Source organism: Candidatus Regiella insecticola LSR1 (genome assembly GCF_000143625.1).
Lineage (GTDB): Bacteria > Pseudomonadota > Gammaproteobacteria > Enterobacterales > Enterobacteriaceae > Regiella > Regiella insecticola.
On the sequence record NZ_GL379589.1, the window covers coordinates 293,357 to 307,417 of the forward strand.

Below are 14,061 nucleotides of genomic sequence, written 5' to 3' on the forward strand. Positions count from 1 at the left end.
GACGTCGATTTTTCTTTTCTTCCCTTCATCATAAATCATTATGATTTCATCAGGATCATACCTATTCCCTCAGGCATGATAGCCACCAGTTCAGCAAGGCAGCAAAAATAAATTCAACGCTAGGATAACAACAGAACAAGGATAACAACATACAAAAAACGCTCATTTGAGTATGAGCGATTGAGTAATAAACAAATAACCTTTCCCGCACGGGAATAATACTAATCTAAATAAATTAAAGAAGAGAAAACATGAAAAAGATCATCACTAAAAATGCACCCCTATTTGCTACTGCGGTATTAGCTCTGAGTACTTTATTTACGGCGAGTCATGCGAATTCGGTTGAAAATATACAGAAACAGAATCTTGATATACCTTTAGAATTAAAAGTCCCTTCGGATGATTTTAGTGTCGCAGCTAGAAACGGGTTTAGTCTAGGTCAAAGCCAAGAGATGGCATATGATCCTATACAAAAAAAATTAAATCCACTGACAATTCCATTGCTATTGAAAAGTAAAAGTGGAGAGATTAAAGCATCATTGAATGGAGACATAAAATTAATTAATGATTTAGATCCTACGAAAAGTATTGAAATGAAAGCATCTATTGGTAACGTAGAACTTAAATCAACTAAATCACAAGACATAGGTGAAAAAGAAAGAAACAAAATAGGATCTGCTGTTAATCTAGTTATTTCAGCTAAAGTTCCTGGTGAGGTAGCTAAGTTGACGTCAGGGTACTATCAAGGAACGGTCAGTATTATGTTTGAGGGAGATATTGCAAAAGCCTAAGTTGCGGAGAGTTATTAAAATCAATCTCCACCCCACACAGCATCACCCCCTTTCACTCGGCCCAATTATTATTGGGCCTTAATAAAAAATAAAAACTATGCGTTTAACGACACTCTTTATATTACTTTTACCCCTATTTGCTGGGGCCAGTAATCATACTGACAGCCCATTAGCATTAATGACTGATTCACAGGCAATGCCGGATGATTTTAAAAATTACTTTTATCATTCCGAAATTCCGGTGCTGGTTTATTTAAATGACAAGTTATTATTTGAAGGGGATATCACCATGACCGAACAAGGTCAGGTGACCTTAATGCGGGTAACTAATTTCGATACCACTCATTATCAAAAAGAAGAAATACGCCGTTGGGAAAAACAATTAACTCAAGGTATTGTTTTGGGCAAAAAAACAAAATAATCATCCGTTGGGTTTAATGGCGGCAGAATACAGTTTGGATGCCTCGGCATTAAAACTTTATAGCAATAACTATGACAAAGAAAAAATAAAAAGCCGTTATTTTGATGTTCCCACCGATACTGCGGCGGGGCTGATCATTAATAATGACATTAATTATTCCGGCGGACAAAACAGCTCACACAGCTCAAGGTTCAATTCCTCCTGGACGTCTTCCTTGTCGGTAATTGTCAATGTAGTTGTCGCCCAGGATGTAAAATCCTAGGCTGCTTTTTTGGCGTCTGGTTTCACCTTTTTTTCTCTGGATTTTTGTGGATTTAAATGGACTTCTTTCACATACGGCCACTGACGGATTTGACCTGCCCAGCGTGTAGGGTTTGCAGCGCGTGCCTTTTCATACACTGTGTTACGCTGAGCTAATAGGGCTTTATCAAGGCCTGCATGTCTTTGTGCAGGTGTGACAAATTCAATGGCACTGTGGCGATGCTCTTGATTATACCAGTGCACCACGTGTTCGACCCATGCGCGGGCGTCTTGAAGGTTGTCAAAAGGGTTAACCGGGTACTCAGGGCGATATCGTTGCTCAGGGAGGGTCGACTCAACGAAGTCGCTATTCCCAATGTTTCGAGCGTAAACAACAGGATAGCGCCTTTCATCGGGCTGCCGTTGTCGGAGTGTAGGGTGACTTGACCGGGCAAAATCCCCTCACGCTGACAAATATCTTTGATCATATCACTGGCATGTTGGGCACTTTCTTCAGCATATACCTGCCAACCGACAATCTTACGGCTAAAAATATCGAGGAAAAGGTAGAGGTAAAAATACTGGCCTTTAATACGGCTGGGGAGATAAGTGATATCCCAACTGTAGAGCTGGTTGGGCGCGGTGGCACAGAGTGCCCGAGGCTTAAAACGTGGTTTTGCCTGGCGTTCTGCTCGTCGATGCTTCAGTTGCCTGGCCGTCCCGCAATACGCGATAAAAAGTGGATTCGGAGGCGAAATAGAGCCCTTCATCAGCCAACATCGGCACAATTTGACTCGGGGGTAAATGAGCAAATTTGGCCGAAGAGGTTATTTCCAGTAGCTTAGCCCGCTCACAGGGTGAGAGTTTGTGGGGCGGCGGCGCTGTTCGGCGCGTTCGGCCATCCACTTGCTCGATAGCTTTCTGCCAGCGCTGTAGGGTTCGCGTGCTTAGCCCAATCAGGAGACAAGCCTGTTGTTGCCGCGCTCCGGCCTGCGTTGATTCAGTAATCCACATCATAATAGACTGACACTGGGGGACGGACAGACTGAAGTTAATGTGGTATTGAGCGGCGATGAAGGTAACAACACCCTCGGCTTAGGGCGCGGGTATGCCGCTGGCGGGAAAGGCACAGACACCTATAACATTCTGCGCAATCAGAGCGCTGTCGCGGCAAAAATAGTGTTAAAGGAGCACGCGGTGCCGCAAGAATACAGTAAAGTGCTACTGGATTATGACGCCATCGATATCGCCAGTGTGCAGCTGTCAGGCGAAGATGTGTATCTAGAACTGCGCGGCGATAACGGGGCACGTACAGAGCTGAGGTTAGAAAACATGTACCGTCTGCATGCCGACGGTCAGAAAAAAAGTCTGCAACACTCTTATGTGCTCTATACCCGGGATGGCTTACGCATCACCGGGTGGCCGCAAACGGTAAATCGAGCGGTCGACGGGCAGTGGCCATCCCTGACCCCGTTAGTGGCGCACTATCTGCCCGACAGTGACCAAAGCCGGCGAGCGTTTCTGAGCACGGCACGACCCGAAGATATCCAGGTTAAATTCATTACCCCCAGTCGTGACGGTGAAAAACAAGTTAAGGTCACCATCAAAGGGAAACCGGTCAGTCGTCATGAAAACAATAACCCGACCTTGGTACCTCACTTTTTACAACTGGCGCAGGTCGGAACGAAATTTAGCACCCAGATGCAAGGCGATAAAAGAAATAACACCTTGTCAACCACGCTACTGCCGGGGGATGAGGAGAATAATCGCTTATGGCACCGCCATAGTAAGGATAGCCTAAAAGGAAAAGGCGGCGCTGATCGCTATCAAGTGCATGCAGGCGCCCGTGAGGTCGAGATTGATAACCAAGATGATGGCAGTGAAAACGATGGAGAGATCGCCCAAGATATCCTGATGCTGCCTTGGGATTTCGAAGATATGCGGATAGCACAACAGGGGCTGGATGTAGTGCTGACTCACGCCAGTGACCCTCACTCGCATCCGACGGTTCGTATCAAGCGATTTATGCAACATAAAAACAACCGCCATCTTTGGTTACAGGATAAAAACGGCGTCATTGATGAACTGCAAGTCACAGCAAAACATCAGCTCTTGTTCTATGGACTGGGGGAAGAGGCTAAACCCGTTCATCAGGAGGCGGCTCGGGCTTCCAGTCTATTGCTTGAAGCGATGTCAGGGTTTACATCCTCAAGGCATTCATCTCCTGACCCCGCTATTCCCGCGTTATTAGTAAGGATTGACCCTTCCGCGGCTAGCCTCGGCGGTATACCTGCTAAGAGCATCAGAATACAAATGCAAAATTAATAGATATGCATTTCTTTCCCGTTAGGGCAATCGGCAGAGCACCTATTTTAAGGTGACATTGCGCGATTGCCCTAACGGGTCAAGCTTAACCTTCCCGCTTTTTCTCAGTCAAAATCTTACGCTTTGTTAACAGTGCCATAGTCAGAAAGGGCAGCCAGAGTAGGCATATACAGCGCTCTACTATATACTCTGCGTCCAATCCACCCGATGCTGGGACTAAACAGTTAAACACGATGAATAAAATTGCTCTATATTGCCGCGCAGGTTTTGAAAAAGAATGTGCGGCAGAAATAAGCGCTAAAGCGGCTGAGTACGATGTATTTGGTTTTGCGCGAGTAAAAGAAAAAAGTGGTTATGTATTATTTGAATGTTACCAGCCTGATGATGCAGATCGCTTGATTAAGGAGTTACCTTTTTGCGAGCTTATTTTTGCTCGCCAGATGATGGTTGTTGGAGAATTACTACGTCATTTACCGTCACATGATCGAATATCATCGATTGTTGGTATGCTAATCGGTGTCATCGAAAATGGCGGCGAATTAAGGGTAGAGGTCGCTGATACGAATAAGAGCAAAGAGTTGCTGAAATTTTGTCGTAAACTGACCGTACCATTGCGTAAATGTTTGCGTGAACACAAAATATTGTTGACGAACTATGCGCCTTCTCAACCTGTCATCCATGTGTTTTTTATTGCTCCAGGTTGTTGTTATGTCGGTTACTCTTACAGCAATAATAATTCACCTTTTTATATGGGGATCCCTCGCCTCAAATTGCCTGCTGATGCTCCTAGCCGCTCAACATTAAAATTGGAAGAGGCTTTTCATGTTTTTATCCCCATTGATGAGTGGGAAGACCGCCTGGCTAGCGGTATGCATGCGGTTGATCTCGGCGCTTGTCCTGGCGGCTGGACTTATCAGTTAGTACAGCGGAGTATGAGGGTACAAGCTATTGACAATGGCATGATAGATCAGCGGTTAATCGATGGAGGCCAGGTGGCTCATGTTCGTGCTGATGGTTTTAAATATGAACCGACCAGTAACAAAATTTATTGGTTGGTCTGTGATATGGTGGAAAAACCGGCGAAAGTGACGCAATTGATTAGCAAATGGCTAATCAAAGGGTGGTGCCGTGAAGCGATTTTCAATCTTAAATTACCAATGAAAAAACGTTACGAAGAAGTGTGCAAAAATTTAGCGCGGTTAGAAGGGCAGCTCGGCATACAGGGAACTAATGCTACGATTCGAGCGAAGCAACTTTATCATGATCGTGAGGAGGTTACGATCCACGTCCGTCGTATCTGGCCTGAAATGCCGGGGCGTCGTAACGAAAGAGACTAATGCAGGGAAGAACGCGCCGCACTATTCCGGGGCGCTGTAGTTTCAGTAGCTCTGGTTTTTTTAAATCTGTTAGAAAATTTTTTATTGCTCGTTAATACTGGATCAAATAAAGCTAGAATGCTTATTCACGTCCTTGTTTTTGTAAAAAAACAACGGCGTTGTTTTGATCCTTTTTTCATGCTTAAAAAGATTTTGAATAATCTCTTAGACCTCGTCCATTTTACCTAATATTTTTTCTAAATGCTCTTTCCAGACACTTTGTTCTTGTTTTAATTGCTCATTTTCACGCTGCAATATTTCAATAGTATTGGTATCTTCTTGCCCTTTTTGAAATAGTCCCTGATTTTTTTCTTTTAACTCGTCAATTTCCATTTGTAATAAGGTGATGGTATCAATAGCTTGTTGAACTTTTGCTTCCAATTTTTCAAATACTTCAAATGACATTGTTCGTCCCCTTATGATAACCAATTAATTACGGTGACTGCTCCCCGGTCACATATTAATGCGCAACCGAGAAAATCACTACACTGAAAACGTTAATTTGATGTTTTAATATGTTGAAATTGAAAATCATGATGGTTAATGATTCCACAACTCTTGAATTAAACTGCGCACTCTGACTTTCGATGCCATGGCGACACGCGCGATAACACGATTAGCACTTAATTCTGATACTTCAGTATTCCATTCGTCAAATGAATGTTCAGAATAACTATCATTAAAAATTTTTTCTATCGATGACTCGGCTTCAGACATATCAGTAAAAATTTTAGTATTGACTAAACAACGTGCGATAATCGAAACTTTTTTTATGGCAATCTTTTTCATAACTGTTTTTTTCATATTTTATCCTGTATGCCGTAAAACCTCGTCCTTCAGGGCGGGGATATAGGGTCTGTTTTTCCAACTAACCGGTATTAAAATGCCGCGGTTAACAGCGAAAGCTTCGGCATAACTATGGCGGCAATCAGTACCGCAGGGCATGCGGGATATTAAGCCTGTGGAGACTCGGCGCAGCTAGGGCACTCGATGAAGCAGGAACCCACTGAGGCGAGTCAGGCTTCGGGTCTGAACGCGGTAGGGATCCTCGCCGTTTATGACGGGGAGGATGTCAACCTTGTATACTTGTGGCGTATCTTAGCACAATTAATGTACATTTGCTGATATGCTACCGCGCTTTTTTATTAGATTGCGAACAGGCTCTTAATCCCCTTCGCCTTTGAAGCTGCCGCGTTGTTGGCTGCGGGTGCTCGCCTCATGGTATGTCTATGCTCATCGGTCGGTCGCCCTGGCCGCCTAGCGGCAGCTTCAAAGGCGATGGGTATATCTCATGAATTTACAATCGCCGTGACAGCATCAGTCAACTGTGTAAGCTGCTTGGGTTGGATAATATAGGGCGGCATGAGATAAATGAGTTTTCCAAAGGGGCGGATCCACACCCCTTTTTCAACAAATTGGCGTTGTAATTGAGCAACATTGATTTGTTGTTTCATTTCGACGACACCGATGGCACTTAATACCCGAACATCCGCTACTTGTGGGCTCTCTTTTAGCTGTGATAATGCTCGCCATAATTTTTTTTCGATGGCTTTAACTTGATTTTGCCAGCGGTTTTTCTCTAATAACGCAAGACTCGCGTTCGCTAGTGCACAGGCGAGCGGGTTAGCCATAAAGGTAGGACCATGCATAAAACATCCGGCATCACCTTTGCTTATTGTTTCAGCAATATGACGCGTGGTTAGTGTGGCCGCCAATGTCATATATCCTCCGGTTAAGGCTTTACCTAAACAAAGAATATCGGGAGTGATCTGAGCGTGATCACAAGCAAAAAGTTGACCCGTACGGCCAAAACCGGTGGCGATTTCATCGGCAATTAATAAAATATTGTACTTATCACAAAGCGCTCTAACCTGTTTTAAATAATTAGGGTGATAGAAACGCATGCCACCTGCCCCTTGCACAATAGGTTCGAAGATCACAGCAGCGATCTCACTCGCATGCTGTTCAATTAAAGTACGAAATTCACTGATATCATCTTCACGCCAATGATCGAATAATTTTTTATCATCTTGGCCGCTATTAACTTGGCATTGGGGTACCGACGCAAACAGATTCTCAGTTATATATCCCTGATAAAGGCTATGCATAGCATTTTGTGGATCACAGACCGAGATGGTAGCCAAAGTATCCCCATGATAACTGTGGCGTAATGCCAACATTCGCTGGCGTTTTTCTCCTTTCGCTTGCCAGTATTGCAGCGCCATTTTCAAGGCCACTTCTACCGCTATCGATCCTGAATCAGCGAGAAACACGCATTCGAGCGGTAATTGTCAATGTAGTTGTCGCCCAGGATGTAAAATCCTAGGCTGCTTTTTTGGCGTCTGGTTTCACCTTTTTTTCTCTGGATTTTTGTGGATTTAAATGGACTTCTTTCACATACGGCCACTGACGGATTTGACCTGCCCAGCGTGTAGGGTTTGCAGCGCGTGCCTTTTCATACACTGTGTTACGCTGAGCTAATAGGGCTTTATCAAGGCCTGCATGTCTTTGTGCAGGTGTGACAAATTCAATGGCACTGTGGCGATGTTCTTGATTATACCAGTGCACCACGTGTTCGACCCATGCGCGGGCGTCTTGAAGGTTGTCAAAAGGGTTAACCGGGTACTCAGGGCGATATTTTAGCGTCTTGAAGGCCGATTCAGAATAGGGATTGTCGTTGCTCAGGGAGGGTCGACTCAACGAAGTCGCTATTCCCAATGTTTCGAGCGTAAACAACAGGATAGCGCCTTTCATCGGGCTGCCGTTGTCGGAGTGTAGGGTGACTTGACCGGGCAAAATCCCCTCACGCTGACAAATATCTTTGATCATATCACTGGCATGCTGGGCACTTTCTTCAGCATATACCTGCCAACCGACAATCTTACGGCTAAAAATATCGAGGAAAAGGTAGAGGTAAAAATACTGGCCTTTAATACGGCTGGGGAGATAAGTGATATCCCAACTGTAGAGCTGGTTGGGCGCGGTGGCACAGAGTGCCCGAAGCTTAAAACGTGGTTTTGCCTGGCGTTCTGCTCGTCGATGCTTCAGTTGCCTGGCGTCCCGCAATACGCGATAAAAAGTGGATTCGGAGGCGAAATAGAGCCCTTCATCAGCCAACATCGGCACAATTTGACTCGGGGGTAAATGAGCAAATTTGGCCGAAGAGGTTATTTCCAGTAGCTTAGCCCGCTCACAGGGTGAGAGTTTGTGGGGCGGCGGCGCTGTTCGGCGCGTTCGGCCATCCACTTGCTCGATAGCTTTCTGCCAGCGCTGTAGGGTTCGCGTGCTTAGCCCAATCAGGAGACAAGCCTGTTGTTGCCGCGCTCCGGCCTGCGTTGCTTCAGTAATCCACATCATAATAGACTGGCGCTGTTCGGGAATAATCATTTTTCCTCTTACTGCGTTGTGTTCGCTTCGGGTCACAAAAATCCGCGCGCCATTGCTTCAGGTGATGAACAAAAATACCCTGCCCCCTGCACCAAGAGGCGAGTTCACTTTCTGCTAAACAACTTCTTAGCTTCCTCGGCGGCACGTTAAGTTCATCCGCAATGGCTTTCATTGTACGCCCATTCCGATGATAAACCTTACACAGCGCCTGCTCTTTAAACTCTTCCGAATACGTCGGTTTTTCCATGATTATATCGCCTCTTTATTAGTTCCCATTAACGAAAATTAGAGGCGACAACTAGACTGACACTGGGGGCGCGCTGCAAACCCTACACGCTGGGCAGGTCAAATCCGTCAGTGGCCGTATGTGAAAGAAGTCCATTTAAATCCACAAAAATCCAGAGAAAAAAAGGTGAAACCAGACGCCAAAAAAGCAGCCTAGGATTTTACATCCTGGGCGACAACTACATTGACAATTACCGACACTCACCTGGGATTCGATTGATTGCCGCCTTGCCGTAACTCGAAATTCATTGGGTATATTTATTAGACCTCTACTGCAATAAAGCCTCTGCTTGTTCAATTACATTTTCAACAGTGAAGCCAAATTCTTTAAACAGTAATTCTGCCGGCGCAGATTCGCCAAAAGTATTCATGCCGATCACCGCGCCCTTTAAACCCACGTATTTATACCAATAATCAGCACTGCCCGCTTCTATTGCCAGGCGAGCACTAACGGCAGATGGCAATACCGATTCACGGTAAGTCGCTTCTTGCTGATCAAACAGATCGGTCGAGGGCATTGATACCACGCGAACCTGATGGCCTTTTTCGGTCAATTGTTTAGCGGCATCGATAGCGAGTGAAACTTCTGATCCGGTGGCAATCAAAATCAGCACAGGTTGACCAAGGCAATCTTGCAGTACATAGCCCCCTTTGCTGATATTTTCTACTTGTTGCTCGGTTCGCGGTTGTTGTATCAAATTTTGCCGAGAAAAAAGCAGGGCACTGGGGCCATTTTGGCGTTGCAACGCGCATTGCCACGCCACCGCTGATTCGACCTGATCACAAGGGCGCCAGGTGCTTAGATTAGGTGTCAAACGTAGACTGGCGATTTGTTCCACCGGTTGATGGGTCGGCCCGTCTTCACCCAGCCCAATCGAATCATGGGTATAGACAAAAATACTGCGTATTTTCATCAGCGCCGCCATGCGCACCGCATTACGTGCATATTCGACAAACATCAAAAAAGTGGCGCCATAAGGGATAAAACCGCCGTGTAACGCAATACCATTCATGATAGCGGACATGCCGAATTCACGTACACCGTAGTGAATGTAGTTGCCATCGTGGTTTGCCGTCAGAGGTTTAGAGCCTGACCAGTTGGTCAGATTACTGGGGGTGAGATCCGCGGAGCCACCCAATAATTCCGGCAGTATTTTTCCAAAGGCTTCTAATGTATTTTGCGATGCTTTACGGCTGGCGATATCAGCGGGGGTATTTTGCAACGTTTCAATAAATTTTTTAGATTCCATCGCCCAATCATCAGGCAATTGGCCTTGGACACGGCGTTCGAATTCCGTAGCCAATTGAGGATAGGCTTGGGCATAAGCCGCCCATTTTGCGTTCCAAGCGGCTTCTTTTTCTTTGCCTGTTTCTTTAGCATCCCAAGCGGTATAAACAGCGGGCGGAATGTCAAAGGGTGGATAGTGCCAGTTGAGTGCGACGCGGGTAGCAGCGATTTCTGTATCCCCCAAGGGCGCACCATGAACATCATGACTGCCGGCTTTATTCGGTGATCCTTGGCCAATAATGGTTTTACAAATCAGTATCGAAGGTTTATCCGTTACTCGCGCTTCGTCAATCGCTTTTTTAATCGCCTTCGCATCATGACCATCGATATTCTCTATCACATGCCAACCATAGGCGACAAAACGCGCGGCGGTATCATCAGTAAACCAGCCTTTAACATCACCATCAATGGAAATACCATTATCATCATAAAAAGCGATGAGTTTGCCCAATTGCAGAGTGCCGGCCAGTGAACAGACTTCATGAGAAATCCCCTCCATCAGGCAGCCATCGCCGATAAAAACATAGCTGTAATGATCGACTATTTTGTGATCGGGGCGATTAAATTGTGCCGCCAAGGTGCGTTCAGCAATGGCAAAACCGACCGCATTTGCCAGACCTTGTCCCAAGGGACCGGTGGTGGTTTCCACGCCGGGTGTGTAGCCATATTCAGGATGCCCTGGTGTTTTGGAATCGAATTGGCGAAAATTTTTCAGCTCCTCCATCGACAGATGATAACCGGTAAGATGAAGCAGGCTGTATATCAACATCGAGCCATGGCCGTTAGAGAGTACAAAACGGTCACGGTTGATCCAATGGGGGTTGCAGGGATTATGCTGCATATAATCACGCCACAGTACTTCGGCAATGTCCGCCATCCCCATCGGGGCGCCGGGGTGGCCAGATTTGGCTTTTTGCACCGCATCAATGCTCAATACACGGATAGCGTTAGCAAGCTCTTTACGAGAGGTCATGTTTTTCTCCTGGTGGGATTAAAAAAGCGTCCAAGTCTAACATTCTCTCAGACAGAGGATTAAAACAGCAATGATTAAAATTCAGCAGAAAATGTTGTGATGGGTGGTTGTGGGGTTTTGAAAGGAGAGTGGCGCTTTATTTTCGGTGAGATTTCCGCTGAGTGGTATTTTTGGCAGTGAAGCCAGAGAGCTTTTAAACTCTCTTTGTATGTTGAATCTAGCCACCAGCCCCTTGGTCTCAGAATATTCCTTCTTTTTCATTCGCCATGAGGAAAAGCGCTTTTAACAATTTATTTTTTATCTTACTTAGATGGTTCAAGACCCTTGCGAAGGTCTGAGGTTAAAGATAATAAATTGTCCTTACTTAAAAGAGGAGTGCTAGGTGTTATAGCTGGAATACTAGGTTTCTGAGCTGCTGCTTTACCATCTACAGCCATAGAAAAGAGTACGGGAGATTGTTCTTTAGTAATTATTCCCGCCTGAACTAATTGATGAAGAAAGTTTTGATAACTCTCCTGTGGAGATATTACTTTAGATTCAGAGGATTCTTTTAACTCAGTAAACTTTGAGCTAATATTAGGTTCCTTAGCGGCTTTATTAGCTACGTTCAAAGCCTCTTTTTTAGCTTCTGCCGAACGACTGTCTGCATTACGATAGAGTTCACTTTGCTTCTTTTGAGTTATTTTTCCTTTGGTGAGTAATTCGTCATAAACCTTCACTTCAGCTTCACGCCATTCACCACTGAACTTAATAAGGAAAGCTTCCATTTCGTAGATTTGAGCTCTAACCAAATCTGCTTCTTGCTCTATAAAAGACTTAGCAGGAGACTGTCCAGTTCCCGTTATCTGATGAACTCCTGGGGTCGTTTTTTTGGATTGCAACGCTTCATTATTAGAGGCGCGTGATATATTTTGGGGAGCTGATGTGGCAGCTGTTGATCCTGGCATTTAATAAATCCTCGGTTAATTTAAAGATATCTGTCTTTTTTTTGACAGGTATCGATAAATATACAGACAATTTATATAAAATATTTTCAAAAAACGTTCATTTATTAAACTGAATCAATTATCTGAGTCATGATGTTTGGTTGCAGGTTTTTTGAAAGGAGAGCGGGGATTTTGTAGAAGATGATAAGGCCAAATCCCTTGCTGGGATTTGGCCTGTTTTTTTGAAAATGAAAGGTAGTTTAGATTAAGGGTTAATCTTCATTTTTTATCCTTTACAGTTCTCCTATCTTCTGGCGTTGTTTTGCTAGCATTTCTTCCAGTTGAGAAGGCTCCTTCGGCTTCAGATTTTTCTCGGAAGGATTCTCCTGCGGAATAGATCTGAGACCGGTTTTTAAGTTTTGCAGTTCTTTCTGCCTTGTAATAGGAGCATCAATAGAAACTTTACTCTCTATATTTTTCGGCTTCGGCTTCAGTTGTGGCTTCACTTTAGCTGCTATCAGCAATATCAGTGAGTCTGGTGAACGTATTCGTGATCAATTGGCGGTGTTAGCCAGTCCGAATGGCACGCTAGATGAAGTGCATGAAGATTTATTGCTAAAAGCCGTAATGAGCGCCTGGAACAGTAAGCAACAAACTGCCCGTATTGATGATGTGGTGGATTACCTGAAAACCGCCCGCAATGCGCCCCATTACGCCAATGCTGAGCGTATTACCGGGCGTATGGACGAAATTATCGAATTGTTGGAGAAATACAGTGTACAGGGTATTTACAGTGATTATTTTAACAGTGATCAACCTTCTCTGAGCGGTGATGCCAGAATGGTGGTGCTGGAGTTGGGCGGTTTGCAGGATAAACCGGCGTTGCTGGCAGCGGTGATGTTTTCGTTGATTATTTATATTGAAGACAAAATGTATCACAGCCCGCGCGATCAGAAAAAATGTTGCACTATTGATGAAGGTTGGAAGCTGCTGAACTTCAAAAATGCCAAAGTCGGCGCCTTTATTGAAACGGGCTACCGTACCGTGCGTCGCCATCTGGGTTCATTTATCACTATCAGCCAGAACATCAAGGATTTTGATGCCGATGATGCGTCTACGGCGGCTAAAGCCGCGTGGGGGAATTCTGCTTTTAAGTTAGTGCTGAAACAGGATGCGGCAGAGTTCAAAGCCTATAACCAAAGCCGCCCGGATCAGTTCAGTGAACTGGAACGTTTAGTTATCAGTCGATTTGGTGATGCAAAAGACTAATGGTTTAGCGCTTTTATGCTGCGCATTAATTGTCGATCCCCTCAGTCGCGCTATGTTCAGCTCGAATGGGCGTGATTTTGAATTTATCCGTGATCAACGCCGCAAAGGGGTAGATATCCACACCGCAGTTTATGCCTTGGCACAACGTAACTTCCCTGAGGAAATGGAGGCGCTGGAATTATGGTCAACAATAGCGTAACCCCAATTAAAATGATGCTCCCTAAAAAAGTAGATAAAAAGTGGAGCAAACGTCGTCGTCGTTGTGTCAAGCCGGTGGTTATCGTGATTGCCTGCATGATGGCACTGAATGCGGCTGTTGCGCTGTTGCTGATTCAGTGGCAATCGCCGGTCATTGTGACCTTTGATATGAAGGAGACCGTGGATAGCTTTATGGATCAAAGCGCTAAAACGCGCTTGTCACCGGCGCAAACGGAGCAATTGGCGAATCGTTTCAATCGAGCACTGGACAGCAGCCTGGCTGAATATCGAAAAACACAGCGAGCGATCATTCTGGTAGCGCCTTCTGTGGTCAGTGGTGCGCGTGATATTACCGCAGCGGTTCAACAAGACATTGCTCGCCGTATGCGGACGGGTCGTGACGAATGAAGCCGTTATGGCTGGTTATGATCACACTGGTTTGTTCGCCCCTCGCCCAGGCGGTTGATTTGGGGACATGGGCAGGGCGGGATCCAACTCATTAATTAATCAATTTTAGATTATAAAACACACAATTTGTGTATATTAATTAAACATATGAGAAAATTTCGCCTGCGAAATGCT

15 protein-coding genes and 4 pseudogenes are annotated in these 14,061 nt (G+C 45.2%); 7 read left to right on the forward strand and 12 right to left on the reverse strand.

What is annotated here, in order from left to right; genetic code table 11:
- The first annotated feature begins 251 nt into the window (after positions 1-251).
- The 3 genes from REG_RS01860 (at position 252) to REG_RS01870 (ending at position 1,474) form a co-directional block, all read left to right on the forward strand.
- Positions 252-791 carry a CS1 type fimbrial major subunit gene (locus tag REG_RS01860; protein WP_006704241.1) on the forward strand — a complete coding sequence of 180 codons (540 nt, stop codon included), beginning with the start codon at positions 252-254 and terminating at the stop codon, positions 789-791.
- A 97-nt stretch (positions 792-888) separates the two neighbouring features.
- Positions 889-1,212, forward strand: a complete 324-nt coding sequence (locus tag REG_RS01865; RefSeq protein ID WP_006704242.1) for a hypothetical protein — start codon at positions 889-891, stop codon at positions 1,210-1,212.
- Complete coding sequence (locus REG_RS01870) at positions 1,187-1,474, forward strand: hypothetical protein (RefSeq protein WP_006704243.1); 288 nt, start codon at positions 1,187-1,189, stop codon at positions 1,472-1,474. Before REG_RS01865 ends, REG_RS01870 begins: the two co-directional genes overlap by 26 nt.
- Here REG_RS01870 and REG_RS13660 read toward each other — a convergent pair.
- From REG_RS13660 to REG_RS11780, 4 genes and pseudogenes are all read right to left on the reverse strand, one after another.
- A complete protein-coding gene (locus REG_RS13660; protein WP_176603386.1) occupies positions 1,471-1,716 on the reverse strand; it encodes a hypothetical protein in 246 nt (81 codons plus the stop codon). The two genes, REG_RS01870 and REG_RS13660, sit on opposite strands and share 4 nt — an antisense overlap.
- A gap of 6 nt (positions 1,717-1,722) precedes the next feature.
- Positions 1,723-1,830, reverse strand: a pseudogene (locus REG_RS14540) (hypothetical protein); the annotation flags it as partial.
- A pseudogene (locus REG_RS11775) lies at positions 1,812-2,222 on the reverse strand (transposase); the annotation flags it as partial. The pseudogenes REG_RS11775 and REG_RS14540, both read right to left, overlap by 19 nt.
- The gene (locus tag REG_RS11780) at positions 2,116-2,469 is read right to left on the reverse strand and encodes a helix-turn-helix domain-containing protein (protein WP_087943353.1); all 354 of its coding nucleotides are present in this window, start codon (positions 2,467-2,469) and stop codon (positions 2,116-2,118) included. The pseudogene REG_RS11775 and the gene REG_RS11780, both read right to left, overlap by 107 nt.
- Before the next feature lie 180 nt (positions 2,470-2,649).
- On the opposite strand from REG_RS11780, the gene REG_RS01880 reads away from it, so the two are divergent.
- Together REG_RS01880 and rlmM are read left to right on the forward strand one after the other, a co-directional pair.
- A complete protein-coding gene (locus REG_RS01880) occupies positions 2,650-3,777 on the forward strand; it encodes a hypothetical protein (RefSeq protein ID WP_141553591.1) in 1,128 nt (375 codons plus the stop codon).
- Between the two features lie 233 nt (positions 3,778-4,010).
- Positions 4,011-5,114, forward strand: a complete 1,104-nt coding sequence (rlmM, locus tag REG_RS01885) for a 23S rRNA (cytidine(2498)-2'-O)-methyltransferase RlmM (RefSeq protein WP_006704245.1) — start codon at positions 4,011-4,013, stop codon at positions 5,112-5,114.
- 204 nt (positions 5,115-5,318) lie between these two features.
- Here the strand turns inward: rlmM and zapB are convergent, their stop codons facing one another.
- The 8 genes and pseudogenes from zapB to REG_RS13990 all read right to left on the reverse strand — a co-directional run bounded on the left by zapB (position 5,319) and on the right by REG_RS13990 (position 12,518).
- The gene (gene zapB / locus REG_RS01890) at positions 5,319-5,558 is read right to left on the reverse strand and encodes a cell division protein ZapB (protein ID WP_039906912.1); all 240 of its coding nucleotides are present in this window, start codon (positions 5,556-5,558) and stop codon (positions 5,319-5,321) included.
- Between the two features lie 135 nt (positions 5,559-5,693).
- Entirely contained in the window at positions 5,694-5,927 is a 234-nt protein-coding gene (locus REG_RS01895; RefSeq protein WP_039907094.1) for a hypothetical protein, read from the reverse strand.
- 515 nt (positions 5,928-6,442) lie between these two features.
- Positions 6,443-7,438 (reverse strand): annotated as a pseudogene (gene bioA, locus REG_RS01900) (adenosylmethionine--8-amino-7-oxononanoate transaminase); the annotation flags it as partial.
- A gap of 37 nt (positions 7,439-7,475) precedes the next feature.
- Positions 7,476-8,540 (reverse strand): IS3 family transposase, encoded by a 1,065-nt coding sequence (locus tag REG_RS01905; protein ID WP_039906913.1) that lies wholly within the window; start codon positions 8,538-8,540, stop codon positions 7,476-7,478.
- Positions 8,494-8,787: a hypothetical protein gene (locus REG_RS11785; RefSeq protein ID WP_006704759.1), complete on the reverse strand. Its 294-nt coding sequence runs from the start codon at positions 8,785-8,787 to the stop codon at positions 8,494-8,496. Before REG_RS11785 ends, REG_RS01905 begins: the two co-directional genes overlap by 47 nt.
- A 307-nt stretch (positions 8,788-9,094) precedes the next feature.
- Entirely contained in the window at positions 9,095-11,086 is a 1,992-nt protein-coding gene (gene tkt / locus REG_RS01910) for a transketolase (protein ID WP_006704250.1), read from the reverse strand.
- 302 nt (positions 11,087-11,388) lie between these two features.
- The gene (locus tag REG_RS01915) at positions 11,389-12,033 is read right to left on the reverse strand and encodes a hypothetical protein (protein ID WP_006704251.1); all 645 of its coding nucleotides are present in this window, start codon (positions 12,031-12,033) and stop codon (positions 11,389-11,391) included.
- A 272-nt stretch (positions 12,034-12,305) separates the two neighbouring features.
- Positions 12,306-12,518 carry a hypothetical protein gene (locus REG_RS13990; protein WP_039906915.1) on the reverse strand — a complete coding sequence of 71 codons (213 nt, stop codon included), beginning with the start codon at positions 12,516-12,518 and terminating at the stop codon, positions 12,306-12,308.
- 4 nt (positions 12,519-12,522) lie between these two features.
- Here REG_RS13990 and REG_RS13875 point away from each other — a divergent pair.
- Together REG_RS13875 and trbI are read left to right on the forward strand one after the other, a co-directional pair.
- Positions 12,523-13,480, forward strand: a pseudogene (locus REG_RS13875) (TraG/VirB4 family ATPase); the annotation flags it as partial.
- Positions 13,462-13,887, forward strand: a complete 426-nt coding sequence (gene trbI, locus REG_RS01930; RefSeq protein WP_006704253.1) for a type-F conjugative transfer system protein TrbI — start codon at positions 13,462-13,464, stop codon at positions 13,885-13,887. The pseudogene REG_RS13875 and the gene trbI, both read left to right, overlap by 19 nt.
- Positions 13,888-14,061: the final 174 nt, after the last annotated feature.

Bases quoted from the DNA above. Each gene is read 5' to 3' on its own strand.
- REG_RS01860 (WP_006704241.1), top strand. From the start codon at position 252: ATGAAAAAGATCATCACTAAAAATGCACCCCTATTTGCTACTGCGGTA.
- REG_RS01865 (WP_006704242.1), top strand. From the start codon at position 889: ATGCGTTTAACGACACTCTTTATATTACTTTTACCCCTATTTGCTGGG.
- REG_RS11780 (WP_087943353.1), bottom strand. From the start codon at position 2,469: ATGATGTGGATTACTGAATCAACGCAGGCCGGAGCGCGGCAACAACAG.
- rlmM (WP_006704245.1), top strand. From the start codon at position 4,011: ATGAATAAAATTGCTCTATATTGCCGCGCAGGTTTTGAAAAAGAATGT.
- zapB (WP_039906912.1), bottom strand. From the start codon at position 5,558: ATGTCATTTGAAGTATTTGAAAAATTGGAAGCAAAAGTTCAACAAGCT.
- REG_RS01905 (WP_039906913.1), bottom strand. From the start codon at position 8,540: ATGATTATTCCCGAACAGCGCCAGTCTATTATGATGTGGATTACTGAA.
- REG_RS11785 (WP_006704759.1), bottom strand. From the start codon at position 8,787: ATGGAAAAACCGACGTATTCGGAAGAGTTTAAAGAGCAGGCGCTGTGT.
- tkt (WP_006704250.1), bottom strand. From the start codon at position 11,086: ATGACCTCTCGTAAAGAGCTTGCTAACGCTATCCGTGTATTGAGCATT.
- REG_RS01915 (WP_006704251.1), bottom strand. From the start codon at position 12,033: ATGCCAGGATCAACAGCTGCCACATCAGCTCCCCAAAATATATCACGC.
- trbI (WP_006704253.1), top strand. From the start codon at position 13,462: ATGGTCAACAATAGCGTAACCCCAATTAAAATGATGCTCCCTAAAAAA.